The organism is Streptomyces sp. NPDC059832, from assembly GCF_042731715.1.
GTDB lineage: Bacteria > Actinomycetota > Actinomycetes > Streptomycetales > Streptomycetaceae > Streptomyces.
Window position 1 is genome coordinate 334,024 of record NZ_JBHWIY010000004.1, and the last position, 24,529, is coordinate 358,552.

Annotated in this window: 22 protein-coding genes and 1 tRNA gene; 10 read left to right on the forward strand and 13 right to left on the reverse strand. The window is 68.9% G+C overall.

Annotated elements, in window-relative coordinates; translation table 11 throughout:
• Positions 1-336 precede the first annotated feature (336 nt).
• The 3 genes from ACFV8T_RS09385 to ACFV8T_RS09395 form a co-directional block, all read right to left on the reverse strand.
• Positions 337-4,104 (reverse strand): AAA domain-containing protein, encoded by a 3,768-nt coding sequence (locus tag ACFV8T_RS09385; protein ID WP_385326008.1) that lies wholly within the window; start codon positions 4,102-4,104, stop codon positions 337-339.
• The gene (locus ACFV8T_RS09390; RefSeq protein WP_099217477.1) at positions 4,101-4,517 is read right to left on the reverse strand and encodes a hypothetical protein; all 417 of its coding nucleotides are present in this window, start codon (positions 4,515-4,517) and stop codon (positions 4,101-4,103) included. Before ACFV8T_RS09390 ends, ACFV8T_RS09385 begins: the two co-directional genes overlap by 4 nt.
• 216 nt (positions 4,518-4,733) lie before the next feature.
• On the reverse strand, positions 4,734-6,140 hold the full coding sequence (locus tag ACFV8T_RS09395) for a hypothetical protein (RefSeq protein ID WP_385326010.1): 1,407 nt from the start codon (positions 6,138-6,140) through the stop codon (positions 4,734-4,736).
• A 468-nt stretch (positions 6,141-6,608) separates the two neighbouring features.
• On the opposite strand from ACFV8T_RS09395, the gene ACFV8T_RS09400 reads away from it, so the two are divergent.
• Entirely contained in the window at positions 6,609-7,766 is a 1,158-nt protein-coding gene (locus ACFV8T_RS09400; protein ID WP_385326012.1) for a hypothetical protein, read from the forward strand.
• A 33-nt stretch (positions 7,767-7,799) separates the two neighbouring features.
• Here ACFV8T_RS09400 and ACFV8T_RS09405 read toward each other — a convergent pair whose 3' ends face one another.
• The 3 genes from ACFV8T_RS09405 to ACFV8T_RS09415 form a co-directional block, all read right to left on the reverse strand.
• Complete coding sequence (locus tag ACFV8T_RS09405; RefSeq protein ID WP_385326014.1) at positions 7,800-8,282, reverse strand: hypothetical protein; 483 nt, start codon at positions 8,280-8,282, stop codon at positions 7,800-7,802.
• Positions 8,283-8,535: 253 nt separating this feature from the next.
• Positions 8,536-8,609: transfer RNA gene (locus ACFV8T_RS09410), tRNA-Pro, on the reverse strand.
• A 101-nt stretch (positions 8,610-8,710) separates the two neighbouring features.
• Positions 8,711-9,649, reverse strand: a complete 939-nt coding sequence (locus ACFV8T_RS09415) for a metallophosphoesterase (protein ID WP_385326016.1) — start codon at positions 9,647-9,649, stop codon at positions 8,711-8,713.
• Positions 9,650-9,728: 79 nt separating this feature from the next.
• Here ACFV8T_RS09415 and ACFV8T_RS09420 point away from each other — a divergent pair, with 79 nt between their 5' ends.
• Positions 9,729-10,193, forward strand: a complete 465-nt coding sequence (locus ACFV8T_RS09420; RefSeq protein WP_385326018.1) for a GatB/YqeY domain-containing protein — start codon at positions 9,729-9,731, stop codon at positions 10,191-10,193.
• Positions 10,194-10,305: 112 nt separating this feature from the next.
• Here ACFV8T_RS09420 and ACFV8T_RS09425 read toward each other — a convergent pair whose 3' ends face one another.
• A complete protein-coding gene (locus ACFV8T_RS09425; protein WP_385326020.1) occupies positions 10,306-12,558 on the reverse strand; it encodes a transglycosylase domain-containing protein in 2,253 nt (750 codons plus the stop codon).
• 386 nt (positions 12,559-12,944) lie between these two features.
• On the opposite strand from ACFV8T_RS09425, the gene ACFV8T_RS09430 reads away from it, so the two are divergent.
• Positions 12,945-13,295: a WhiB family transcriptional regulator gene (locus ACFV8T_RS09430; protein ID WP_176740522.1), complete on the forward strand. Its 351-nt coding sequence runs from the start codon at positions 12,945-12,947 to the stop codon at positions 13,293-13,295.
• A 13-nt stretch (positions 13,296-13,308) separates the two neighbouring features.
• On the opposite strand, the gene ACFV8T_RS09435 is transcribed toward ACFV8T_RS09430, so the two are convergent.
• Both ACFV8T_RS09435 and ACFV8T_RS09440 read right to left on the reverse strand, forming a co-directional pair.
• On the reverse strand, positions 13,309-14,796 hold the full coding sequence (locus tag ACFV8T_RS09435; protein WP_385326022.1) for an ArsA-related P-loop ATPase: 1,488 nt from the start codon (positions 14,794-14,796) through the stop codon (positions 13,309-13,311).
• Positions 14,793-15,779 (reverse strand): ArsA family ATPase, encoded by a 987-nt coding sequence (locus ACFV8T_RS09440; protein ID WP_385326024.1) that lies wholly within the window; start codon positions 15,777-15,779, stop codon positions 14,793-14,795. Before ACFV8T_RS09440 ends, ACFV8T_RS09435 begins: the two co-directional genes overlap by 4 nt.
• 71 nt (positions 15,780-15,850) lie before the next feature.
• Between ACFV8T_RS09440 and ACFV8T_RS09445 the strand changes: the two genes are divergently transcribed.
• The 4 genes from ACFV8T_RS09445 to ACFV8T_RS09460 all read left to right on the forward strand — a co-directional run bounded on the left by ACFV8T_RS09445 (position 15,851) and on the right by ACFV8T_RS09460 (position 18,325).
• A complete protein-coding gene (locus ACFV8T_RS09445) occupies positions 15,851-16,009 on the forward strand; it encodes a DUF4177 domain-containing protein (RefSeq protein WP_003967454.1) in 159 nt (52 codons plus the stop codon).
• Positions 16,009-16,479 carry a RidA family protein gene (locus ACFV8T_RS09450; protein ID WP_266417472.1) on the forward strand — a complete coding sequence of 157 codons (471 nt, stop codon included), beginning with the start codon at positions 16,009-16,011 and terminating at the stop codon, positions 16,477-16,479. Before ACFV8T_RS09445 ends, ACFV8T_RS09450 begins: the two co-directional genes overlap by 1 nt.
• Before the next feature lie 125 nt (positions 16,480-16,604).
• Complete coding sequence (locus tag ACFV8T_RS09455) at positions 16,605-17,498, forward strand: NUDIX hydrolase (RefSeq protein WP_266417473.1); 894 nt, start codon at positions 16,605-16,607, stop codon at positions 17,496-17,498.
• Entirely contained in the window at positions 17,495-18,325 is an 831-nt protein-coding gene (locus ACFV8T_RS09460; protein WP_385326026.1) for an MBL fold metallo-hydrolase, read from the forward strand. The genes ACFV8T_RS09455 and ACFV8T_RS09460 overlap by 4 nt, the downstream gene beginning before the upstream one ends.
• Positions 18,326-18,470: 145 nt before the next feature.
• On the opposite strand, the gene ACFV8T_RS09465 is transcribed toward ACFV8T_RS09460, so the two are convergent.
• Positions 18,471-19,145 (reverse strand): Crp/Fnr family transcriptional regulator, encoded by a 675-nt coding sequence (locus ACFV8T_RS09465; RefSeq protein WP_014046869.1) that lies wholly within the window; start codon positions 19,143-19,145, stop codon positions 18,471-18,473.
• Between the two features lie 313 nt (positions 19,146-19,458).
• Here ACFV8T_RS09465 and nth point away from each other — a divergent pair, with 313 nt between their 5' ends.
• The 3 genes from nth (at position 19,459) to ACFV8T_RS09480 (ending at position 22,465) form a co-directional block, all read left to right on the forward strand.
• Positions 19,459-20,277: an endonuclease III gene (nth, locus tag ACFV8T_RS09470; RefSeq protein WP_385326027.1), complete on the forward strand. Its 819-nt coding sequence runs from the start codon at positions 19,459-19,461 to the stop codon at positions 20,275-20,277.
• Positions 20,278-20,373: 96 nt separating this feature from the next.
• Positions 20,374-21,171, forward strand: coding sequence for an NUDIX hydrolase (locus tag ACFV8T_RS09475; protein WP_385326028.1), 798 nt, complete (start codon positions 20,374-20,376; stop codon positions 21,169-21,171).
• 88 nt (positions 21,172-21,259) lie between these two features.
• Positions 21,260-22,465 carry a MarP family serine protease gene (locus tag ACFV8T_RS09480; RefSeq protein ID WP_385326030.1) on the forward strand — a complete coding sequence of 402 codons (1,206 nt, stop codon included), beginning with the start codon at positions 21,260-21,262 and terminating at the stop codon, positions 22,463-22,465.
• A gap of 107 nt (positions 22,466-22,572) precedes the next feature.
• Here the strand turns inward: ACFV8T_RS09480 and ACFV8T_RS09485 are convergent, their stop codons facing one another.
• From ACFV8T_RS09485 to ACFV8T_RS09495, 3 genes are all read right to left on the reverse strand, one after another.
• Positions 22,573-22,776, reverse strand: coding sequence for a hypothetical protein (locus ACFV8T_RS09485; protein WP_266417479.1), 204 nt, complete (start codon positions 22,774-22,776; stop codon positions 22,573-22,575).
• A gap of 106 nt (positions 22,777-22,882) precedes the next feature.
• A complete protein-coding gene (locus ACFV8T_RS09490; protein WP_385326031.1) occupies positions 22,883-23,995 on the reverse strand; it encodes an alpha/beta fold hydrolase in 1,113 nt (370 codons plus the stop codon).
• Positions 23,992-24,525 carry a phage holin family protein gene (locus ACFV8T_RS09495; RefSeq protein WP_385326033.1) on the reverse strand — a complete coding sequence of 178 codons (534 nt, stop codon included), beginning with the start codon at positions 24,523-24,525 and terminating at the stop codon, positions 23,992-23,994. The genes ACFV8T_RS09490 and ACFV8T_RS09495 overlap by 4 nt, the downstream gene beginning before the upstream one ends.
• Between the last annotated feature and the right edge of the window lie 4 nt (positions 24,526-24,529).

Sequence of the window (24,529 nt, forward strand, 5' to 3'; positions counted from 1 at the left end):
AATCCATGGTGCCTCGGGTCTGCTGCAGCGGATCCACCCGGCTGAAGTGACCGCAGCGTGCCCCTCGTCTTTGCATCCGCGCGGCAAACGCGCCGAAACTCTCGATTCTGCACTCGCATTCCAGCACGTCCTCGATGGCTGCATAGCCGTATATGGCACTCGCGTCGTTGTGCGCAGACCAGGAAGGCGGCGGCTCTCAAGGTCTTCCGGAAGCCGGTCAGTGGCTCCCGGTCGAGGTTGAAGCAGAGAGCTTCCTGGTCAAGCGCTGTCCCGTAGCCCCTGGCGGGGTACGACGTCAGACGCGGCACTTCGTCGGGTTGTCGGAACGCCCGAAGGTCACCCCCGCTGCTCGTCGGTGTCGTACAGCCGCCAGGCCGGCCAACGCGCCGCTTCGGCTTCACCGTCACCATCGCCCAGCAGATTCCGGCGGTGCAACATGAGCCGGAGGTGGCGTGCCGCGTCGCCATTCTCTTCCACTCCTCGATCGAGAAGCACGGCTTTGGGGGTAGCTCCGTCGACGCCGCGCACCACGGCGTCCGTGGGATACCCGTGAACCGTCTCGCCCAGCGTGACAGCGGCTTCTTCCGCGAGGGAGAGGGTCTGGTACAGGCGTTTGAGCAGTACGTCCTCGCCTTCGCCTCCCAGGGGTAGGCCGTCCCGCTCCACAGCCTCAAGCAGCGCGCCGCCCACACCTCCCCGCTTTCGCCAGAGATTCTTGTCTCCCACCACGATGAGGTGACTGCGGGCCCGGGTGATGGCGACGTTCCACAGGTTGAGCTGTTCACCGACCCAGGCGACGGAGCCCGGGTGCATGCCTTCGCCGACGACGAGTGAGAACACCATGACGTCGCGTTCTCCGCCCTGGAAGGTGTGCACCGTACCGATGCGCAGCCGCTCCTCGTCGTACGGGCGCAGCCGCTTGCGCAGGGTTTCGGCCTGTGCCGTGAAGGGGGTGACGACACCGACGGTGGCCTCGGGCGGGAGCTGGTCCAGCAGGTAGCGGATGCTGTCGCGCACCTTGCTGATCTCGTTCTCGTTGACCCAGGAGCCACCGAACAGAGGCCGGGCGGCCCGCCCGGCCACATCCGTCCAGATGACGGCGGAGCGGTTTGCCAGAGCTGGACGGCCACGGGTGTCGGTGAGAACGGTCAGTCCACCGTCGTAGAAGAACTGGTTGGAGATCCCGGCGATATGCGGATGACAGCGGAAGTGCTCGTCGAGAAGCAGCGTGCCACCCGCGGATTGTTCGGCCGCGTGGAAGGTGGAGTGGCGCCGGTAGGCGAGGTGGTGCTTCTCTAGCCAGTCGGACCGAAGTCCGTTCCCGCGCCGGATGAGAGCCTCGCGGTGTGGGCTGATCTTCGTGATGTGCGTCAGCTGCATGGGGTCGCCGATGACAAGGGCACGCCGTGCGCGGAACAGCAGGGGCAGGACTTGCGGGATGGCGCACTGGCTGGCCTCGTCGATGACGACGAGGTCGAACAGGGCCGGGTCCGGAGGGAAACGCCGGGCGGAGAGGCTGGTGACCGCCCATCCGGCCACCGCGGGCGCGTTCATCGAAGTTCCCGAGCGCCCGAGGACCCTGCCCAACTGCGGCCAGTCGCCGCGTTTGCCCTCCCGAGCCGTCAACAGCTCCATGATGCGGCGCCGTCCGGCCCAGGCGGCAGCTCGGACCTTGGTGGCGAGGAACGTGTGTGAAGCGTCCTGGACGGCGCTCTCCGCATCGCGGAGGGCCCGCGTGAGCGCTGTGTCGTCAACGGCGGCCGCGCGCTCGCGCCCGTCATGCCACTGCGCCTCGGCCGCGGCGAAGTCGGCGAGCGCGAGGCAGCCCGTGACGGGATCACCGGCGTATCCCTCCAGGCCGACCTTGCGCAGAAATCGGGATCGGCGCCACGATCCGAGGAAGCGCGCGCGGGAACGGCGGCGTGCGCTGTCCTCCAGCTCCTTCGGCAGGGGCGGCCCGCCGAGCAGCTCCTGCAGTTCGGTGACGGTGATCCCGAGCTGTTCCGCGTGGTGGGCTCGCGCCTCGCCTGCCTGGCGTAGCTTCAGCTCGGTCTCGGCGATGTGGGCCAGCTGCCGCCGTACCTCTGCCAGGCGGTCGGTGGCCAGCGCGGTCGCCATGGATGCCGTAGCCACGGTGGTGGACGGCTCTGGGCCGGTACGCAGCGCGTGGAGCGCGGCGGTCTCGTGCTCCGCGTTGCTCTTGCCGGTCTTCCGTGCCGAGCCGGTGCGCACGACGCTGCCGGGCACCAGCTCGTCGCACCGGCGCCATACCTCGTCCACGGCATCGTTGTTGGTGGATGCGACCAGCACGGTCTGACCTGCCACGATCGCCGTGGCCACGAGATTGGCGACCAGCTGGCTCTTGCCGGTGCCGGGTGGGCCCGTGGCCACGGTGAGGCGACGCGTCATAGCGGACCGGAGAACCGAGCTCTGCGCCTCGTTGCAGGGCAGCGGGGTCACAAGGCTCGCCGGCTCGGGATCCGCGTGGGCGAGGCATCGGATGCGCTGCGCAGGGTCGGGCGCGAGCACCCCGAGGGCGGTCTCTCCGATCTGGTCCGTCTGTTTGGCGATGCCGGCGAAGTCGTTGAGAAGCCCCTTCGTGAAGTTCGTCTGGGGGCGTGCCGAGAACAGGACCGCGGTGTTGCGGGCCCCGTGGCCGGGTGTGCGCACGTCGATGTGGTCGGCGAGTTGGTCGGGACGGAGCTCCTGTACGCACGGCAGCTCGAATTCCTGGGTGAGGAGGTTGCGCACCTCGACCGCCATACGGTCGTGCTGTCCTCGATGCCAGGACGGCTGAAACGTGTCGATGAGCTGGTTGGCCTCGTCCTCGCCCAGCCAGTCGTGGGCCAACTGAGGGTGTGGCTGGACCGGCCCGTACGGCTTCAGCCGCACTTCGCCCTCGTCCTGGACGATCTCGACCCGGCGTACCAGCAGGGGCGCGAACTTCGGCTGCCGCCAGGGGCTCCCGGTACGAGGCCCGGTGAGTAGCACGGCCGGATAGCCCGCCCACAGCTCGGCATCCTCCTCTGCCGCTGAATCCACCAGCGGGCCCGCTTCCTTGGGGAGCGCGACGCAGCCGTCGTCGTCGACGTCGCCGGAGATGAACCTCTCCGCGCCGTCCAGACACACGTACGACGTGCCCTGCCGACTCACGTCCATGAGAGGTGTCTCGGCACTCTCGGCCAGGACGCACTCGCGGTAGTAGTCCAGCAGGTTGGTCCAGGTGGGTTGTGCGTGAGCGGACTTCACGGCGTGTGGCGGTGCAGCTTCTCCCGCGGCTGCCCGGGGCCGAGGACTCAGAGGATTCAGGATGGGGGCCCGGCCGAAGGGGCTGTCCGCGATGACGATGCGGTCGTCGACGCCGAGCGCGGACTGCACCGGCACCTGACGCCCGCTGTCCTGGGCACGCATACGCCGGTTGACGTAGTGGAACAGGTCGCTGACCGTCACCGCGCTGCCGCTGTCCTTGCTGACCTTCCCTGTGCGCAGCGCCTCGATGACCTCGCCGGTGAATGCTGACGGCTTCACATCATCGCCGCCGCCCGCGTCCGCGTACGAGTCCTCCCCGGCCCGCGAGGACGACAGGACGTACACGCCCCTGCTCGTCAGCGGGGGCCGCTCGCCGGACTTGGCCACGGAGCCGTCACCTTGCCGGTCCGACGTACGTAGACCCACAGCGAACCCGCCGCTGCGGCAGCAGTCGATCATCACGATCTTCTGCGGTGCGACGCACTCCTCCAGCGCGTCGTTGAGAAACCCGGCGCTGACTCCGGTCGCGGCCACCCGGTCGTAGTCGGTGTCCTTGGCGACGAAGTGGAACTCGCCGCCGTCACGTACGGTGCGCACACCGTGCCCGGAGACGTACACGAACGCGAGTTCGTCCTCGTCGCGCTCCTGGAGGAACTCACCGATGACTGCTCGCATGTCATCGGCGGCGAGATCGGATTCTGTCTGTACGGAGACGAAGTTGCCGATCTTGTGGTGCTTCAGGACCTGGGTGAGTCCCCATACGTCCGCCCTTACGGAGGCCAGCGAAGAGAAGCGGCCATCGTCGTAGTGCTCGTTGCCGATCAGGAGAGCTCGGCGCTTGTGGAAGCGGGTCACGTCGCGTCGTCATCCGATGCGGTGCCGTCGTCGCCGGCGACCCGGTCCTGGAACTCCCGGACCATGCGCTCCTGTGCGGCGTCCGGACGGCCGGTGATCTTGATGGAGTCGTCCCCGACGGTGACCACGACCTTGCGGTGCCGCTCCTTAGCGCACCACTCCTTGATCAGGGTGATCAGGACCTGGGACGCCGGACGGGCGACTGCCGCGGTGGTGGCGGCCCAGAGAGCCACCTCGCCGACGCCTGTGCCCTTACTGCCCGGTTCGGCGGGTTCTTCGGCGTCATGGAAGCCGACGACGAGATCGTCTGCCCTCCGAAGACTGTCGTGCAGATCCCGGGTGAGACGCTCCTGCCGGAGTGTGTCGCCGCCTGTGGGCACAGTGAGTGTCCACGGCGATCCCCCGTTGTGCATGTGCCGCTCCTTGCCTTCGCGTATGCGCTTGCTGGCCTGTCCAGCGACTTTGGCACGTAGGCCGTCGAGTGGGACAGCCGGGGCTGAGCGGGAGGGACTGCATCCGGCCACTCCGCCCAGCGCCGGAGGGGAGGTGCCCGACCACTGCCCGGCCTGCTCGAGTCGGCACGGACCGGCAAGAGCTGGCTTCTCCTCCGGGACTCTCCTTCGTACGGATCAGCCTCGGGAACGGTCGTCGGGCGATGCCGGCTCCGGCACCACCCTTATCGCGAGTGCGGTGCCGTCCGGCCGTATGGAACTCGCACCCCAGTCGTCGATGTCGTCCGGCTCAGGCCAGTCATTCCGCCGCTCATACGCCCGTCGGCGATACTCCTCCACCTTGCCCTTCGCGAGCAGGGCGTAGAGATCTGCGGCCACGCCTGAAAACGCCTCGACCCGCGTGCCGTTGACACGGAAGACCTGGTCAGTGCCGACGTACTGCTCGCCGGCGAAACAGGCTTTCGCGTCGTGGACACTGGCAGTCCCGGCGTAGGCGGTTTCGCTGAAGTGCTTGCGGCCCTGCTCGTCGATCAAATACTGGCCGACAGTCCCACCGCCGCCGGCCAGAGAGAGCTGCCCGGCGGCGTGCGCCCGGGCGACGACGCGGCTGAACCACGAGAACTCCTTCTCGGGGATCAAGAATGCGTTGTGCCGTTCCGCCCCCAGCTCCTTGGGGAGGGTCACGGAGTCCACGTACGGCAGGGTCCGGCGGCCGATGGCCGTGTCGGCTGAATCCGCACCGGCCGCCGGTCGTACGGGAAGCTCGACACCTCCATCCGTGTGCAGGACGTGCACCGTCACACCGGCGGCGGCCAGGAACTCGGTCGAGGTCGTGAGCGCGGGAGTCGCGTTCCGCTGCCCCAAATGGAATCGCTCCACGCGCTCACTGCCCCGGGCCAGCTGCCTGTATGTCGTGCGAGAGCTTGCGGAGGTCTTCGGCTTCACGGCCTGGTGGTTGCCGTTCACGGTCACCACGAAGACTCGGGAGCCTTCACCGGGACGCCATGCCTCCAGCAGGAAGTCCGGCCGCGGCCTCGCGCCCAGAGTCCCGGCCGGCTTTGTTCGCGCGAAGCCGGGAAGCAGGACGGTTTCCGCGTCGACGATGCTGATCAGGTGGTCGGGATACCTTTCGCGAAGCGCCCATTCAGCGACGGCGAGCCCGAACGCTCGGCCCAGCTCCCTTGCCTGCATGGCCCGATAGGACAGTTCGGGCGCTTTCCCCTCATCGGTTAGGCGCAGACTTCCGTGCCGGTCGGCGGCGAAGGCGCGGCAGTATTTCAGCCCCTGCCAGTGCTCAGCGAGTCCCCTGCCTCGTCCTTGCCGCGCCAAGGCCGTACCGCGCGCGAATGTCGCGAGCACATCCCATGGAGTCACCCACAGGGGACCACGCTCGGCCCGGGGTAGTTGGCGCAGGCCCGGCTTGCGGGGACCATGACCTTCGTTCGAGGTCTTCTTTTTCGCCCGCTCGCGGTCGACGGCGTTGGCTGCTTTCCCCACTCCGGCGCTGAGTTCGGTCGATGAGTTCACCTGCACGGTCAGAAGGTCACCGAGACGCTTGATCACGTCGAAGGCAGTGGAGTCCATGCAAAGGGACGGTAGGAACCCCCGATATCGAGGACAAGAATGCGATTCAGGCCATGGTGGCGCAGTCGCCCGACTCCGTGAGTAGCTGGACGAGGTTCTTCTGGTTGTACGCAGCGATGCCGTGGTACCCCCGGCGCGTATCCCGTGCGGCCATGGCGAGGCTCCGCTCCTGTGGCCCGACAGCCAGGTGGGCGAAAGGTTGCCAATCAGCCAATGGCTGATTGGCAACCTGATGCTCCGGCGCTGCTTCCTTGATCCTGCTGTGCCAGAGCACATGGGAGGAGCATGGCAGCGGCACGGAAGTTGCGGACGCGCGATGCGTCCCTCGTCCCCCGTGCGCGTGCTCAACGACCTCCTGTGCGTACGCTGAGCCACTCAGCAGTGCCCCGCAGCGCTGCTGCGGGGCACTGCTGGCGTTTAAGTGGATTCTTCCCCATCACCCGGCATATTGCTGCCAGGATCGGGGGCGTGACATACGTAGTGACTGTGGACGCCCTCATACCCAAGAACAGTCCGGAGATGGACCCACTTCAACGCACTGGCGCGGTGGCCCTCATCGAAGATGGTTTTGCCTCCGTCGAGGCGATTGAGGGGCCCGATGGCATGGAAGTCGATCTTCTCGACACCGTTGTGGCCGTTTATCCAGGCGGCGCACTTCTGAAGGCGTTCGTGGATGCGGCGGCTCTGGAGTTCGCGGAGGAGGCTGTCCGGTCAGTCGTGGGTGAACTGCTGGAAAGATCGGAGCTGTTGGCCGACTGGCAGATCGAGCGATGTGAGGTCGAACTGCACCCGGAGCTCGCCCAGGAGAGTCTCGCCGCTGCCGGCGGTCCCGATGCCCCGCCCGATGATCTGGCAGACCGTAAGGCGCGGCATACCGAGAGCCCCACGGCCGAGGACGACAGTGAGGGCTACGACGCCGAGGCGAAAGCTGAAGCGGTACGCGGTCAGATGCTGGCGCTGGCAGATGACCTGCGCTCCTTCCCGCCCGTGATGTTCGGCGTCCTGGACGCCGAAGGCGACGAGGAGGAAGAAGACGCCATCGAGTTCGCCGTCTCGCCGGAGGACGCCAAACTCGCTGCTGGTGCCTTGGTGTACGCGACGGACATCTTGGTGGACGAGTTGTTCCAAGACGTGCAGACCCTGACGCAGGAGGACACCACCGCTGCTGAATGCGACGGTCCCCTGTGGCACTTCGAGGACCTTCCCGAGCGATACGCCCTCCAGTACGACGCTCGTTTCGCTCGCCGCTTCCTGGTAACGGTCATCGCCATGACCACGCGGTTCACAGACGGCAGCTTCCAGCAGCTCAGCTGTGTTGCTGAGGAACTCGCGCTGAAGCTATTGCTGACTGAGACCACCGTGACACTGGAAACTTTCGGGCTGCTCTACGACGGCGTCTCGGCCGCACTCGACTCGTTCGCTGACAACGTTTACGAGGACATGGATCACGAGTGGCTCTACGACGACTCCATGGACGGCATCGACGAGAGCGCCGTTGGAGAGGCTCTCGGCGTGGCACCGATGGCGTTCAAAGCGTGGTTCACCCCGTTTAACGAGGGCAGGTACGTCCACCCGTCCGCGGCGGACGAGCCCGAGGGGGCGGCGCACACCGGAGACCACGCGTAAGTACACCGCGCCCCCTGCCCTTGCTGCAGGCGCTCAGATGCCGAGACTCTTCCGTCGCACCCGCAGGGAGTAGGACGTACCTTCGGGGCCACTGCTGCTGCCCCACCCAACACTGGTCGCGATGGCCCAACCCCGCTGCTCCTGCATCTTGCTCGCGAAGGTGCCCAAGTCACGGATCTCGCATCCGCATGTCAGCGTGAGCCGGATGCTGATGTACGGACTCCGGGGATTGGGGTTGCGGCCCGTCGCCTCGGTCCACTCCACGCCGTGGACGTGTTCCTCCAGCCCGGTCCGGTTCTGGTCATGCTTGATCCCCTGAGCTTTGGCGTACTCGTCGAGGTCGTCGATCATGAACAGGTGGCTCGACCACTCGCCGGGCCAGACGGCGAACAGCCGCGACTTTCCGGCGACGGCGCGATCGTAGGCGGCCCGATCGTTGCCATGAGTGACTCTGCCGTCATCATGAACCTCGATGTAGCAGGTGGTATGCGCGGTGTACGGAAAGTCGATTCCCACTGCTGCTGCACTTCTCGGCTCCACTTGCCCCCTGGTTGGCTCGGTTCCAACCGCGCCGGTCTTGGGGTCGCCGATTCACGAACGCGCATACGGCGATCCCTGCTATGCACCTCACCGTAAGGGAGGAGAGTTGGTGCCCGCTGGGAGACTATGACCAAGATCTTCTCTCAGGTTTCTCCCAAACGATCACCAGAGATGCAGGAAGGGCCTGACCCGCGATACGGATCAGGCCCTTGACCTGGTGTTTCAGCTGTCGGGGTGGCGGGATTTGAACCCACGACCTCTTCGTCCCGAACGAAGCGCGCTGCCAAGCTGCGCTACACCCCGATCGCCGCCGGTCTCCCGGCGACATCGATTACTTTAGCCCACCCGCGCCCGCAGACGAAATCCGGTTTATGCGCAGCTGAGGGCGAGGGGGCCGGAGGCGCTCAGTCCCGGGCCGTCAGGGTCAGCAGGGTCGCTTCGGGCGGGCAGGCGAAGCGGACCGGGGTGTAGCGGTTGGTGCCGCAGCCGGCGGAGACGTGGAGGTAGGCGCGGTGGTCATCGACGGAGTGGGTGGAGAGGCCCTTGACCCGGTCCGTGTCCAGGTCGCAGTTGGTTACCAGGGCTCCGTAGAAGGGGATGCAGAGCTGGCCGCCATGGGTGTGACCGGCCAGGATCAGGGGGTAGCCGTCCTTGGTGAAGGCGTCCAGGGAGCGCAGGTAGGGGGCGTGGACCACGCCGATGGAGAGGTCGGCGCCCGTCTCGGGGCCGCCCGCCACCTCCGCGTAGCGGTCGCGCTTGATGTGCGGGTCGTCCAGACCGGTGAAGGCGATCTCCAGGCCGTCGATCTTGAGGCGGCCCCGGGTGTTGGACAGGCCCAGCCAGCCCGCCTCGTCGAAGGCGTCGCGCATCGGTTCCCACGGGTTGTGGACGACGCCGACCGCGGGCGCGTTCCCGTTGAGGCCGTGCTTGCCCCGGGCCTTTTCGAAGAGGTAGCGGGCGGGGTTGCGGAGCTTGGGGCCGTAGTAGTCGTTGGAGCCGAACACGTACACCCCCGGGAACTCCATCAGCGGGCCCAGCGCGTCGAGCAGCTCGGGCACGCCCTCGGGGTCGGAGAGGTTGTCGCCGGTGTTCACGACGAAGTCCGGGCGCAGGCCGGCCAGCGACTGCAGCCAGGCGCGCTTCTTGCGCTGGCCGCTCACCATGTGGACGTCGGAGACCTGGAGCACGCGCAACGGGCGTGCCCCGTGCGGGAGTACGGGGATGGTGACCCGTCGCAGGCGGAACGAGCGGGCCTCGAATCCGGCGGCGTAGGCGATACCGGCTGCGCCGATCGCCGCGCCGACTGCCGTGACTTTCAGGGGTACTCCGTAGCGTGCGCGCATGTGTCCATCGTCGCAGACACCGTGCGGCCAGCAGAAAACCGGCGGGCGCCGGTCGCCCCGTACCTGCCACAATCAGCACATGACCACGCTCAAGTCCAAGCTCAAGGAAGACCTCACCACGGCCATGAAGGCGCGTGACGAGCTGATCTCGTCCACGCTCCGGCTGACCCTCACCGCCATCACGAAGGAGGAGGTCAGCGGCAAGACGGCCCGCGAGCTCTCCGACGACGAGGTGCAGAAGGTGATCGCCAAGGAGGCGAAGAAGCGCCGCGAGGCGGCCGAAGCCTTCGCCCAGGGCGGCCGGACCGAGCAGGCCGAGCGCGAGAAGGCGGAGGGCGAGATCCTCGACGCGTACCTGCCGAAGCAGCTGAGCGACGACGAGCTGGGCGCGATCGTGGCGTCCGCCGTCGAGGAGGCCAGGGCCGCCGGGGCCGAGGGGCCGCGCGCGATGGGTGCCGTCATGAAGATCGTGAACCCGAAGGTGGCGGGGCGCGCGGACGGCGGCCGGGTGGCCGCCTCGGTGAAGAAGCTCCTCGCGGGCTGAGCCCGCACGGCGTACGTATGACGTATGCGTCAAGGCATATGAAGGTGGGGTGCCCCGGACCGATCCCGGTCCGGGGCACCCCACCTTCGTGTCAGGGGACGAGTCTTGCGGCTCAGGGGCCCTGTGTGCCGCCGTCGGTCTGGCCGCGCTGGGCGCCGCCAGTGTTCCCGCCGATCAGGTCCGGCGGGATGCTCATGCCGGGGAAGGGGTTCTTGCCACCGGGCTTCTTGCCCCCGGCGCCGGGCCTTCCCTCGTCCCGGCCGTGGTCCCGGCCCCTTTCCCGGTCGTCGTTCTTCGGCGGGTCCGGGATGTTGACGGTGTTGAAGGGGGGAGCGGCCACTCCGTTGAGGGCGCCCGTCATCGCGTCACGCCAGATCGGTCCGGGGACCTGCCCGCCGTACACCTTGTCCTGGTACACACCACCGATCGTGATGCGCTCCATCTCGACGCTCTGGGAGGGGCTGCCGACCCAGACGGCGCCGGACATGTTCGGGGTGTACCCGACGAACCAGGCGTTCTTACGGGCGTCGGTCGTACCGGTCTTGCCCGCGTTGTCGCGGCTCTGGAGGCCCGCCTCCTGACCGGTACCGGAGTCGACCACGCCGCGCAGCAGCGTGTTGATGGTGTCGGCCGTCGTCTGCGACATCGCCTGCGAGCAGGAGGTCTTGGGCACGGGGAGCGAGCTGCCGTCGGCCTTGTTGACCGACTCTATGGCGATCGGCGTGCAGTACGTACCGCGGTTGGCGAAGGTGGCGTACGCACTCGCCATCGTCAGCGGCGACAGACCGTTGGAGCCGAGGGTCAGGGTCGACGGGTTCTGCGGGAGCTTGGAGCCGTCGCCCTGCACCACGCCGAGCTTGTCGGTCATCTGGGAGACCGGGCACATGCCGATGTCCTGGAGCATCTGGACGAAGTAGGTGTTGACCGACTTCTCCATCGCCTCCTTCAGCGCGTACGGGCCCTTCTCGGTCTCGCTCTCGTTCTCCAGGTGATACTTCGGCACACCGTCGTTGACCCACGGCTTCCCGCAGGACTGCACCGTGTCCGGGTAGTCCATCTCGTACGGGGACGGATAGACCTGTGTGGCCGGCTTGCCACCCTCTATGGCCGCGGCGGCGAGGAACGGCTTGAACGTCGAACCGGTCGGGAAGCCGTAGTTGGAGCCGCCCATGGCCTTGTTGACCGAGTAGTTGTACTGGGTCTCGTTGTTCCCGAAGCCGTACGGCTTGGACTGGCCCATGCCCATGATCTTGCCGGTGCCCGGCTGGACCAGCGTCACGGCCGTCGCGACCTTGTCCGACTTGTAGACGTGGTTCTTGATCGAGCCCTGCACCGACTGCTGGGACTGCGGGTCGAGCGTCGTCCGGATCGTCAGGCCGCCCCGGTTCCAGATCTTGGCCCGGTCCTCCTTACTCTCGCCGAAGACCGGGTCGGTGAGGAAGACGTGGCGTACGTAGTCACAGAAGAAGCCGGCGCCGCTGACGGCGGTGATGCAGCCGTTCTTCGGCTTCTTGACCTTCAGCTTGATCGGGGTCGCCTTCGCCTTGTCGGCCGCGGCCTGCGAGACGTTCCCGACATCGGCCATGCGCTGGAGCACGGTGTTGCGGCGCTTGGTCGCCTCGGCCGTGTCGTTGACCGGGTCGTAGCGGCTCGGCGACTGCACGACGCCGGCCAGCAGCGCGGACTCCGCCAGCGTCAGGTCCTTCGCCGGCTTGGAGAAGTAGCGCTGGGCGGCGGCCTCGACGCCGTATGCCTGCTGCCCGAAGAAGGTGATGTTGAGGTAGTTCTCCAGGATCTTCTTCTTGCCGAGCTCCTCCTCGACCTGGATCGCGTACTTCAGCTCCTGGACCTTGCGGCCCATCGTCTGCTGGGTGGCCTGCGCGACCTTGTCCGGGTCGTCGCCCGCCTCCTCGACGAAGACGTTCTTCACGTACTGCTGGGTGAGGGTCGACGCGCCCTCGGCGGTTCCGCCCGTCTGCACATTGCGGTTCAGCGCGCGCAGGATGCCCTTGAGGTCGACGGCCCCGTGCTCGTAGAAGCGGGCGTCCTCGATCGCGACGATCGCCTGCTGCATGTACGGCGAGATGTTCTTCAGCGGGACCACCGTGCGGTCGCGCGAATACACCGAGGCGATCATCCCGCCCTTGCTGTCCAGGATCGTGGTGCGCTGGCTCAGCGGCGGAGTCTTGAGGTTGGCCGGGATCTCGTCGAATCCCTCGACCGTCCCCTTGGTGGCGAGACCCAGTGCTCCGGCGGCCGGCAGCGCGATGCCCGCGAGCACAACTCCGGAGAGTGCGGCGACACCGAGGAACTTGGCGGCCTGCTGGGTCGTCGAGAGACCCCCGCCCGAGCGCTTCTTTGGCATGGGGGCAGCCTACGTTCTCATTCGCCGGACACACGTATATGCCTTGGCCTAAGCTGCTCTCAACTGTCACAGCAGTCCGGTTCCGTATCAACCCCCATGCATGACCCGGCCACGAGCTCAGGCGCTCCCGAATTCGCCTCGTGTGTCATTGAACGTCCGTTGTGATCCAGGTGAACTGTCCCGATTCTGCCGGGATAGTCGCGTATGCCCTCGCCTCACTCCCCTGGGTGATCTGCCGCATACGCATAGTCCGTTCGGGCCATTCAAGATTGGGCCCGAAGGGGGTGTTGTGCTGTCGCCACCTTCCGTAACGTCCTCAACTGGCAGCGGTGAATATGCCGCTACCGCCGTGGGGGAGCCTCGATTCGGGAGAGGACGGCGCCGTGATGGGCTGGGTAACCGACTGGAGTGCGCAGGCAGCCTGCCGCACTACCGATCCGGATGAACTGTTCGTACAAGGGGCAGCGCAGAACAGAGCCAAGGCGGTGTGCACCGGATGTCCGGTGCGGACCGAGTGCCTGGCCGATGCGCTGGACAATCGCGTCGAATTCGGCGTGTGGGGCGGAATGACCGAGCGGGAGCGCCGCGCACTGCTGCGCAGGCGGCCCACCGTCACGTCCTGGCGCCGGCTGCTGGAGACCGCGCGCAGCGAGTACGAGCAGTCGACGGGCATCCTGCCCGTGGCGATCGGACTGGACGACGACGAACTGCACGAGAGGTACGCCGCGGTGGGATAGGGCTGACGGGTGGCTACGCAGCTCCGGCCGGGGCAGAACCGGTCGCGAGCCGGTCCCCTACGGCCCGGAGTCCTTCGAGGTCGTGTACGTCACCGGGCAGCGCGGCCACTTGGGTCACGGCGACCTCGGGGTGCAGCGCGGTGAAGCGGTCGCGTGTGCGCTGTTCGCGCGCGACCACCTGCATCCGTTCGGCATGCAGCCGCAACAGACCTGCGGTCAGCTCCTCGACGGAAGCGGTCCCGGGTGTATCGGGAATGTGTCCCGGCGTCGGCTCGTGGTCTTCGGCGTCCTTGTGCTCGTGCTCGGAATCGTCGGGCGTGGCGTCGGGGGCGGTATCCGGTGCGGCACTGGGCGTGACAGCGGGTGTGACAGCGGCTTCGGGAGAGGCGGCCGACTGGTCGGTCCGGTCACGAAGTCCAGCCTTCCCGGCCGTCTGATCCACAATGCCGACCCCGTCAAGATTTTCTGCGGCGGCCAGGGCGTGCTCGGCGGAGAGCCGGGCGGCATCGCTGCCATGGACCCGGTTGAGCACCAGCCCGGCCAGCGGCATCTCCTCCGCGGCCAGCCGTTCCACGAAGTACGCCGCCTCGCGCAGCGCGTCCGGCTCTGGCGTCGCGACGACGAGGAACGCCGTGCCGGGGGCCTGGAGCAGTTTGTACGTGGCGTCGGCCCGGGTACGGAATCCGCCGAACATGGTGTCCATCGCCGCGACGAAGGTCTGCACGTCGCGCAGGAACTGACCGCCGAGCAGCTTGCCCAGCGTTCCGGTCATCATCGACATGCCGACGTTCAGGAACTTCATCCCGGCCCGGCCGCCCATCTTCGCCGGGGCCATCAGCAGCTTGATGAACTTTCCGTCCAGGAACGAACCGAGCCGCTTCGGCGCGTCCAGGAAGTCCAGCGCGGAGCGCGACGGAGGGGTGTCGACGATGATCAGGTCCCACTCGTCGCGCGCCCGCAACTGCCCGAGCTTCTCCATCGCCATGTACTCCTGCGTGCCCGCGAAACCGGCCGACAGGGACTGGTAGAAGGGGTTCTCCAGGATCGCGTGGGCCCGCTCGCCGTCCGCGTGCGCCTCGACGATCTCGTCGAAGGTCCGCTTCATGTCGAGCATCATGGCGTGCAGTTCCCCGGCCTCCCCGCCCTCGATGCCCGGCACCCGGCGCGGGATGTTGTCCAGCGAGTCGATGCCCATGGACTGGGCGAGCCTGCGGGCCGGGTCGATGGTGAGCACGACGACCTTGCGGCCGCGCTCGGCCGCCCGTACGCCCAGAGCCGCCGCGGTCGTGGTCTTGCCGACGCCGCCCGAACCGCAGCACACGACGATCCGGATGTCCGGATCGTCGAGCAGCGCGTCGGTGTCCAGCGCGGGAGCGGGTGAGACGGCCACATCCGACGCGGCCGTGTCCCTCCCGGTCGTGCCGGATGTGACCGTGTCCGTCGACGCGGTCGCATCCGTCGTCGTGGCCGTGGCCGTGGCCGCGTCCGTGCCCTGCGTCATGTACCCACCCCTTGTCCCGCCCCTTCGCCCACGCCCTGCTTGCGGAGCTCGGTCGCCAGGTCGTAGAGACCGGCCGGGTCCATCCCCTCGCCGATCAGCGGGAGTTCGTACCCCGGCAGCTCCAGGTCCGCGAGCACGGCGCGCTGTTCACGCTCCAGCTCGACCCGCTGGGCATGCTCGGCCGCCTGCTCGACCAGGGGGCGTACGAGCCCCGCGGAGCCGGTCACTCCGGCCCGGGTCAGCGCCTTGGCGATCTCCTTGCGGCGGCCGCCCGCGGCGGTGCGCAGGGTGTCCTCGTCCAGCAGATGGGGCCGCACCATGTTCACGATGACCCGGCCCACCGGCAGTTCGGCGGCCCGCAGTTCGGCGATGCCGTCCGCGGTCTCCTGGACCGGCATCTCCTCCAGCAGTGTCACCAGATGGACGGCGGTCTCGGGGGACTTCAGCACCCGCATGACGGCCTGTGCCTGATTGTGTATCGGGCCGATCCTGGCCAGCCCCGCCACCTCGTCGTTCACATTGAGGAAGCGGGTGATGCGCCCGGTGGGCGGAGCGTCCATGATCACGTAGTCGTAGACGTACCGGTTCTGCTTGTCCTTGCGGCGTACGGCTTCGCAGGCCTTGCCGGTCAGCAGCACGTCCCGCACGCCGGGCGCGATCGTGGTGGCGAAGTCGATCGCGCCGAGTTTCTTGAGCGCCCGGCCCGCGCTGCCCAGCTTGTAGAACATCTGGAGGTAGTCGAGAAGGGCGCGCTCGGCGTCGATCGCGAGGGCGTGGACCTCGCCGCCGCCCGGCGCGACGGCGATCTTGCGCTCCTCGTACGGGAGGGACTCCGTCTCGAAGAGCTGGGCGATGCCCTGCCTGCCCTCGACCTCCACGAGAAGGGTGCGTTTGCCCTCGGTCGCGAGGGCGAGCGCGAGGGCGGCGGCGACCGTGGTCTTACCGGTACCGCCCTTGCCGCTGACGACCTGGAACCTGCTCACGTATTCGAGCCTAACCAGTCGCACCGCAGGCTACGCACGAGGCTGTGCGTGCCAGGTATTACAGTCGGGCCATGACCAAGTGGGAATACGCGACCGTGCCCCTTCTCGTGCACGCGACCAAGCAGATTCTGGACACCTGGGGCGAGGACGGCTGGGAGCTGGTCCAGGTCGTTCCCGGCCCGAACAACCCCGAGCAGCTCGTGGCCTACCTGAAGCGGGAGAAGGCGTAGTGGCGGGCGCCGTCGAGGCGAAGCTCGCCGAGCTCGGGCTGACGCTGCCGGACGTCGTGCCGCCGCTGGCCTCGTACCAGCCGGCCGTGCAGTCGGGGGTGTACGTGTACACCTCGGGCCAGCTGCCGATGGTGGACGGCAAGCTCGCGGTCACCGGCAAGGTCGGTGCGGAAGTCACGCCCGACGAGGCCAAGGAACTGGCGAAGACCTGCGCGCTCAACGCGCTGGCCGCCGTGAAGTCGATCGCGGGCGACCTGGACCGGATCGCGCGGGTGGTGAAGGTCGTGGGCTTCGTCGCCTCGGCGTCCGACTTCACCGGGCAGCCCGCCGTGATCAACGGCGCCAGCGAGCTGCTGGGCGCGGTGCTCGGCGACAAGGGCGTGCACGCGCGCAGCGCGGTGGGCGTCGCGGTGCTGCCGCTGGACGCGCCGGTGGAGGTCGAGGTCCAGGTCGAGCTGGTCGGGGCCTAGGGTCTTTTCACCGCGTTCTCCGATCCCGTCCGGTCGTCATGACCGGGCGGGATCATCTGTGTACGGGGCATGTACGGATCAATGGACCCCTCGAACATCGGCGCGGTTCCGGATAGCCTCCGGCCATGTCCAATGGTCAGTGGTACCCACCGGAATGGCCCGACCGGATCCGGGCACTCGCCGCAGGTGAGCTGACGGCCGCGACCCCGAAGCGGGCCGCCACCGTGATGCTGCTCCGGGATTCCGCCGCTGACACCGAGGGCGGTCCCACCGTCCACATGCTGCGCCGCCGCGCCTCCATGGCTTTTGCCGGCGGGGCGTACGCCTATCCGGGTGGCGGGGTCGACCCGCGCGACGACGACCGGCTCGTCGGCTGGGCCGGACCCCCGCTGGAGACCTGGGCCGAGCGGCTCGGCGTCGGGACTCCGGCCGAGGCCCAGGCCATCGTCTGCGCGGCGGTCCGTGAGACGTACGAGGAGGCGGGCGTCCTCCTCGCGGGTCCGGGCGCCGACACGGTGGTCAGCGACACCACCGGTGCCGACTGGGAGGCCGACCGGGAGGCACTGGTCGCCCGCGAGCTGTCGTTCGCCGAGTTCCTGGACCGGCGCGGTCTGGTGCTGCGCTCGGATCTGCTGGGCGCCTGGGCGCGCTGGATCACCCCCGAGTTCGAGCCCCGCCGCTACGACACCTGGTTCTTCGTCGCCGCGCTCCCCGAGGGCCAGCGCACCCGCAACGCCTCCACGGAGGCCGACCGCACGGTGTGGATCGAGCCCGGCGAGGCGGCCGACGGATACGACAGGGGCGAGCTGCTGATGATGCCGCCGACTGTGTCGACGCTGCGGGCGCTGAGGCCGTACGGGACGGCCGCCGAGGCCCTGAAGGCGGCGGATTCCCAGGACCTCGCGCCCGTACTGGCACAGGCGCGGCTGGAGGGCGACGAGTTGGTGCTGAGCTGGCCGGGACACGATGAGTTCACCAAGCACATCCCGAGCGGCGGCGCGGGCGGTGAGGCCGTATGAGCGAGGCCGCGGCCCTTCCGGGGCAGCCGCGCGGCGGGGTCCTGTCCGGCCCCGCCACCAGTCGTGCCGTCAATGTCCTCGCCCCCAACGCCTCGCCGATGACGCTGGACGGCACCAACACCTGGATCGTCGCCGAGCCCGGCTCCGACCTCGCGGTCGTCATCGACCCGGGCCCGCTGGACGACACGCATCTGCGGGCCGTCATCGACACCGCCGAGCGGGCCGGCCGCCGGATCGCGCTCACCCTGCTCACCCACGGGCACCCCGACCACGCGGAGGGCGCGGCGCGGTTCGCCGAGCTGACCCGTACGAAGGTGCGTGCCCTGGACCCGGCGCTGCGGCTGGGCGACGAGGGGCTGACCACGGGCGATGTGATCACCACCGGTGGCCTGGAGCTCCGGGTCGTACCGACCCCCGGGCACACCGCGGACTCGCTCTCCTTCCATCTGCCCGCCGACCGGGCGGTGCTGACGGGAGACACGATTCTCGGGCGCGGCACCACGGTCGTCGCGCATCCGGACGGGCGGCTCGGCGACTACCTCGACTCGCTGCGGAGACTGCGCTCGCTGACCGTCGACGACGGCGTGCACACGGTGCTGCCGGGGCACGGTCCGGTGCTGGACGACGCGCAGGGCGCGGTCGAGTTCTACCTCGCGCATCGCGCGCACCGGCTGGCCCAGGTGGAGACGGCGGTCGAGGCCGGGCACCGGACGGCGTCGGAGGTGGTGGCGCAGGTGTACGCGGACGTGGACCGGTCCCTGTGGCCCGCCGCGGAGCTCTCGGTGCTGGCTCAGCTGGAGTATCTGGGCGAGCACGGGCTCATCTGACCTGGCCTGGTCTGACCTGGTCGGATTTGGTCTGACCGGCTTCACCGGCACCGGCGCCGGCTTCGGCCTGCGGCGGAAACGCGGCAAGGCCCCGCCGGGCGGCGGGGCCTTGCGTGCGGGTGCGGAGGTGGCGTCCCCGGTCCGGCTAGCGGGACCGCTTCGCCAGGCGCTCCACGTCCAGCAGGATCACGGCGCGCGCCTCCAGGCGCAGCCAGCCGCGTCCGGCGAAGTCGGCGAGTGCCTTGTTGACCGTCTCGCGGGAGGCGCCGACCAGCTGGGCCAGCTCTTCCTGGGTCAGGTCGTGGACGACGTGGATGCCTTCCTCCGACTGGACGCCGAAGCGGCGCGACAGGTCGAGGAGGGCGCGGGCGACACGGCCCGGTACGTCGGAGAAGACCAGGTCGGACATCTGGTCGTTGGTCTTGCGCAGGCGGCGGGCGACGGCGCGCAGCAGGGCCGTGGCCACCTCGGGACGGGCGTTCAGCCAGGGCTGCAGGTCGCCGTGGCCCAGGCCGAGGAGCTTGACCTCGGTCAGCGCCGTCGCGGTGGCGGTGCGGGGGCCCGGGTCGAAGAGCGACAGCTCACCGATCAGCTCGCCGGGGCCGAGGACCGCCAGCATGTTCTCGCGTCCGTCGGGGGAGGTGCGGTGGAGCTTCACCTTGCCCTCGGTGACCACGTAGAGGCGGTCGCCCGGGTCGCCCTCGTGGAAGAGCGCGTCGCCGCGTGCGAGGGTCACCTCACTCATCGAGGCGCGGAGCTCCGCGGCCTGCTCATCATCGAGCGCCGCGAAAAGCGGGGCGCGCCGCAGAACGTCGTCCACGAGTTCTCTCCTTGTCGGCCTGTTCAGGGAACCGTGGTCCCCATCATGCCGGACGGTAAAACAGTGCGATCAATCACAAACCAGTTTGACGCACGGGCGTGCCCAACCGTGCGGCAGGGGGCCGATTGGGGGTGGATACACGGTGACAGGGGCAGATGTCAGTGCGTGGCTCTAGGCTGGCCGGGTGTCCAAATCGCCGGTGAGAGCGCAGGCCAAGGGGGCTGATGGGGTGTCGGAAGGCCGTGATTCCGCTGTGGGCGAACAGGGTGCGATTCGCCCGGAAAAAGCGACAAAACGCCCCGTGGGGGAGCCGGTGAAACGCCCTGTGAAGGCGAAGCCCGCAGGAGCGGCGGGAGCGGGATGGAAGCCGGAATCGCGTCTGGCGATGGTGCGCCGCGCCCGCAGGATCAACCGCGAGCTCGCCGAGCTCTATCCCTACGCCCACCCCGAGCTGGACTTCAGGAACCCCTTCGAGCTCCTGGTCGCCACGGTCCTCTCCGCCCAGACCACCGATCTGAGGGTCAACCAGACCACCCCCGCGCTCTTCGCCGCCTACCCCACCCCCGAGGACATGGCCGCGGCCGTCCCGGAGGAGATGGAGGAGCTCATCCGGCCGACCGGTTTCTTCCGGGCCAAGACCAAGTCGCTGATAGGCCTCTCCGTGGCGCTCAGGGACAATTTCGGCGGCGAGGTGCCGGGCCGGCTCGCCGATCTCGTCACGCTCCCGGGGGTCGGCCGCAAGACCGCCAATGTCGTTCTGGGCAATGCCTTCGGTGTCCCCGGGATCACCGTCGACACCCATTTCGGCCGCCTGGTCCGCCGTTGGAAGTGGACGGAGCAGGAGGATCCGGAGAAGGTCGAGGCCGAGATCGCCACGATCTTCCCCAAGAGCGAGTGGATGATGCTCTCGCACCGGGTCGTCTTCCACGGCCGCCGCATCTGCCATGCCCGTAGGCCCGCCTGCGGCGCCTGCCCGATCGCTCCGCTCTGCCCCGCGTACGGCGAGGGCGAGACGGACCCGGAGAAGGCCAGGAAGCTGCTGAAGTACGAGATGGGCGGCCGGCCGGGCCAGCGGCTGAGCCCGCCGGCGGACTACCCGGGCAAGCCCGCGCCGCCCCTCGGGGCAGGCTGACGCAGGGCGCCGAATCCGGGGCCGAGGTATGGCGCCGGCTCCGGAGCGGCCGGAACGAAATGCGTGACGACAGGCGTTGTGAGACGAGGGGTGCCTATGAAGACGCACGAACAGAGCACGGAAGCGGCAGCCGCACCCGCGGCGCCCGCTGCGGGAAACCCGGCGGCGGTCAGTCCCGCCGCGGCGGTGGCGGCCGCGGCCGCCGCGGCAGGCGCCGGTGAGGACGCGGCGATCACCGTCACGGCCGAGGGCCTGCCCGCGTGGCTCGACCCCGTGGCCCGCGCCGCGCGGACGATCGAGCCCGACCAGCTCAGCCGCTTCCTGCCGCCGGAGAGCGGTGCCGGGCGGCAGTCCGCCGTACTCGTACTGTTCGGCGAGGGCGAGCGCGGTCCCGAGCTGCTCCTCATGGAACGATCCGGAAGCCTGCGTTCCCATGCCGGGCAGCCATCCTTCCCCGGTGGCTCCCTGGACCCGGAGGACGGCGACCAGGCGACGACAGGGCCGCTCAGGGCCGCTCTGCGGGAGGCCCGGGAAGAGACCGGCCTGGATCCGCGCGGCGTCCAGATCTTCGGCGTGCTGCCCCGGCTCTACATCCCCGTGAGCGGCTTCGTGGTGACGCCGGTCCTCGGCTGGTGGCGCTCGCCGAGTCCGGTCGCTGTCGTCGATCCGGGTGAGACGGCCCGCGTCTTCACCGTTCCCGTGGCGGATCTCACGGATCCGGCCAACCGCGCGACCGCGGTCCATCCGAGCGGCCACCGGGGCCCGGCATTTCTGGTCGAATCCGCCCTGGTGTGGGGTTTCACGGCCGGAGTGATCGACCGCATTCTGCACTTCGCGGGCTGGGAGCGCTCCTGGGACACCGCCAAGCAGGTGCCGCTCGACTGGCGCGCATGACAGGCTGACTCCCGTGCTGCGCTGTCCGGCCCCGCCCGGACCCAGCCGAAGGAACGGGCCCGGTGACGAATCTGCGAGGCTATAGACGGTGAACGTGCTGGACATCCTGCTGCTGGCCGGCGCCGTGTGGTTCGCGGTCATCGGCTACCGACAGGGGTTCGTCGTCGGCATCCTGTCGGTGATCGGGTTCCTGGGCGGCGGTCTCGTCGCCGTCTATCTGCTGCCGATCCTGTGGGATCAGCTGACGAACGGCTCCGAGGTCTCGTCGACGGCCGCCGTCGTGGCCGTCGTCGTCGTGATCGTCTGCGCCTCGGTGGGCCAGGCATTCACCACCCACCTCGGCAACAAGCTCCGCCGGTACATCACGTGGTCGCCCGCGCGCGCCCTCGACGCCACCGGCGGCGCCTTGGTCAACGTCGTCGCGATGCTGCTGGTCGCCTGGCTGATCGGCTCCGCGCTGGCCGGCACCTCGCTGCCGACGCTGGGCAAGGAGGTCCGCAGCTCCTCGGTCCTGCTCGGCATTTCCCGGGTGATGCCCGCGCAGGCCTCCACCTGGTTCACGGACTTTTCCTCGGTCCTCGCGCAGAACGGCTTCCCGCAGGTCTTCAGCCCGTTCGCCAACGAGCCGATCACCGAGGTCCAGGCCCCGGACCCGGCGCTGGTGGGCAGCCCCGTCGCGGCCCGCGCCAGGAAGTCCATCGTCAAGGTCGTCGGCACGGCCCCGGGCTGCGGCAAGGTCCTCGAAGGCACCGGCTTCGTCTTCTCCGACCGCCGGGTGATGACCAACGCGCATGTCGTCGGCGGCGTCGACGAACCCACCGTCCAGATCGGCGGCCAGGGCCGGCTGTACGACGCGAAGGTCGTCCTGTACGACTGGCGGCGCGACATCGCCGTGCTCGACGTACCGAACCTCGACGCGAAGCCGCTGAAGTTCGCCGACACCGACCACGACGCCCGGACGGGGAACAGCGCCATCGTCGCGGGCTTCCCGGAGAACGGCTCGTACGACGTACGGGCCGCGCGCGTCCGGGGCCGTATCGGCGCCAAGGGCCCGGACATCTACCACCGGGGCACCGTCCGCCGCGATGTGTACTCGCTCTACGCGACGGTCCGGCAGGGCAACTCCGGCGGACCGCTGCTGACCCCCGGCGGCGAGGTGTACGGCGTCGTCTTCGCGAAGTCGCTCGACGACCCCGACACCGGCTACGCGCTGACGGCCGACGAGATCCGCCAGGACATCAAGCGCGGCCGATCCGCCAACCAGCAGGTCGACAGCCAGGCGTGCGCGCTCTGAGCGCCGGTCCGGCAGTACCCGGGCGCAGCGCGGCGCGCCGAGGCCGGGGGAGTCGTGGTGAAGTCCCGCCCGGCCGGTGAGCGTTCACCGGCCGACCGGGGCGGAGATCATCCGCGTGGATGGCGCAGCCGCGCCGAGACCCAGCGGGCCCGACGGCGCAGAATGCGCGGGATACCGAGCTGGGGATCATGCAGAACATGCATCTCGTGCACCCGGCCCTGGGGGCCGCCCCCCTCATGAGTGCTCAGACCCGCCGTGGCGGTCGAGCGACGGTTGCGTGCTGTGTCACCGAAGTCGTGCGTCCAGCCCATACCGGGACGTCTGCCCGTGCCTCATGGTCGGTAACCGCCCATCCGTCAGCCAATTGGCCTATGCGCCGGGCAATTGGCTGTTCGTCGGACAACTGTGCCCGTACGGCTACCGATCGGGCTCGGGATCCTTGAGCCAGCTGATGAGTTCGGCCGAGAATCCGGCCGGATCCTCCTCGTGGGGGAAGTGCCCCAGACCGTCGAAAAGTCGCCAACGGTACGGCGCTTCGACGTACTCGCCGGAACCCGCCGCGCTTCGCGTGCGGATCGCCGGATCGAGTGAACCGTGCAGATGCAGCGTCGGTACCCGCACCGGCAGTTTCATCCGCCGGTTGAACTGGATTCCGTCCGGGCGGGCGAGGGAACGCACCATCCAGCGGTACGGCTCGATCGAGCAGTGCGCCGTCGACGGGATGCACATCGCGCGCCGGTAGACGTCCACCGTCGCGTCGTCGGGGAAGTCCGGGGTCCGGGGGCCTGCCCATTCGTGGATCAGCCGGCCGACCAACGCCGCGTCGTCGGCGACGAGCTGACGCTCGGGCACCCACGGGCGCTGGAAGCCCCAGATGTACGAGCCGGCCCGGGACTGCGCGAAGTCGGAGAGCATCGAGGAACGCCAGCGGCGCGGATGCGGCATCGAGGAGACCACGAGGCGGCGCACCAGCTTCGGACGCATCACCGCGGCCGTCCAGGCGAGGTAGCCGCCCATGTCGTGGCCGACCAGGGCCGCGTCCGGTTCGCCGAGCGAGCGGATCACGCCGGTGATGTCGAGCGCCAGGTTGGCGGGGTCGTAACCCCGGGGCGTACGGTCGCTGCCGCCCACTCCGCGCAGGTCCATCGCGACGGCCCGGAAACCGGCGTCGGCCAGCGCGGTGAGCTGGTGGCGCCAGGTCCACCAGAACTGCGGGAAGCCGTGCAGCAGCAGCACCAGCGGACCATCGCCGAGCTCGGCGATGTGGAAGCGGGCGCCGTTGGCCGCCACGTCCCGGTGGGTCCACGGCCCGTCGATCCGCACGGGCCCGCCGGAGCCGACCGGGCCCGTCGAGCCGCCCGGGACGGCCGAGTCGTCCGATCCCGTCTGGCCTGCCCGGTCGTTCGAGTCGCCTGCCCGGTCGTTCGAGCCGGTCCGGCCCGCAGGAACTGCCGGACCTTCCTGGCCTGTGGGGCCTTTCGGGCCTACGGGGTCTACTGGGCCGAATGCGCTGGAATCGGGGACCGTCATGTGGACGAGCGTGCCACAGCGGAGGCCTTGTCCTGGACCGGAGCCTTCTCCATGGCCTTGCCCGCCAGTGTGCTGCCCGAGACGGCCGGGCGGCTCGTCCCCGCCGTGACGGCGGGACGCGGGTGCGGCTTGACGCCCTGCAGCACGGCCGCCGTCTGCTTCGCCGAAGCGATGGACTTCTCCGGCGGCTTGACCTTCTTGAACTTGAGCCAGCCGATCAGCCCCAGCAGGACGGCCAGGAGGAAGAACCCGCCGGCCACGATCAGGAACGACCACGCCAGGCCCAGGCCCAGATGGTGGATCCCGTAGGCGGCGGCGAAGCTCAGCATCGGCATCATGAACAGAAGCAGTACGGCCGCGACGATCAACGCCACACTGCCGATCACCCCGCGCTTGACGTCCTGCCGCACCTCGGCCTTGGCCAGGGCGATCTCGTCGTGCACCAGTGCGGACATCTCGGCTGTCGCCGCGGCGACCAGCTGCCCGAGACTGCGGTCGGCGCTGCCCGCGGTGTTGCCGGGGTCGCTCATCCCT

Coding starts and splice junctions, on each gene's coding strand:
- ACFV8T_RS09390 (WP_099217477.1), bottom strand. CDS start 4,517: ATGCACAACGGGGGATCGCCGTGGACACTCACTGTGCCCACAGGCGGC.
- ACFV8T_RS09395 (WP_385326010.1), bottom strand. CDS start 6,140: ATGGACTCCACTGCCTTCGACGTGATCAAGCGTCTCGGTGACCTTCTG.
- ACFV8T_RS09415 (WP_385326016.1), bottom strand. CDS start 9,649: ATGCGCGCACGCTACGGAGTACCCCTGAAAGTCACGGCAGTCGGCGCG.
- ACFV8T_RS09420 (WP_385326018.1), top strand. CDS start 9,729: ATGACCACGCTCAAGTCCAAGCTCAAGGAAGACCTCACCACGGCCATG.
- ACFV8T_RS09425 (WP_385326020.1), bottom strand. CDS start 12,558: ATGCCAAAGAAGCGCTCGGGCGGGGGTCTCTCGACGACCCAGCAGGCC.
- ACFV8T_RS09430 (WP_176740522.1), top strand. CDS start 12,945: ATGGGCTGGGTAACCGACTGGAGTGCGCAGGCAGCCTGCCGCACTACC.
- ACFV8T_RS09435 (WP_385326022.1), bottom strand. CDS start 14,796: ATGACGCAGGGCACGGACGCGGCCACGGCCACGGCCACGACGACGGAT.
- ACFV8T_RS09445 (WP_003967454.1), top strand. CDS start 15,851: ATGACCAAGTGGGAATACGCGACCGTGCCCCTTCTCGTGCACGCGACC.
- ACFV8T_RS09455 (WP_266417473.1), top strand. CDS start 16,605: ATGTCCAATGGTCAGTGGTACCCACCGGAATGGCCCGACCGGATCCGG.
- ACFV8T_RS09460 (WP_385326026.1), top strand. CDS start 17,495: ATGAGCGAGGCCGCGGCCCTTCCGGGGCAGCCGCGCGGCGGGGTCCTG.
- ACFV8T_RS09475 (WP_385326028.1), top strand. CDS start 20,374: ATGAAGACGCACGAACAGAGCACGGAAGCGGCAGCCGCACCCGCGGCG.
- ACFV8T_RS09485 (WP_266417479.1), bottom strand. CDS start 22,776: ATGGGCTGGACGCACGACTTCGGTGACACAGCACGCAACCGTCGCTCG.
- ACFV8T_RS09490 (WP_385326031.1), bottom strand. CDS start 23,995: ATGACGGTCCCCGATTCCAGCGCATTCGGCCCAGTAGACCCCGTAGGC.
- ACFV8T_RS09495 (WP_385326033.1), bottom strand. CDS start 24,525: ATGAGCGACCCCGGCAACACCGCGGGCAGCGCCGACCGCAGTCTCGGG.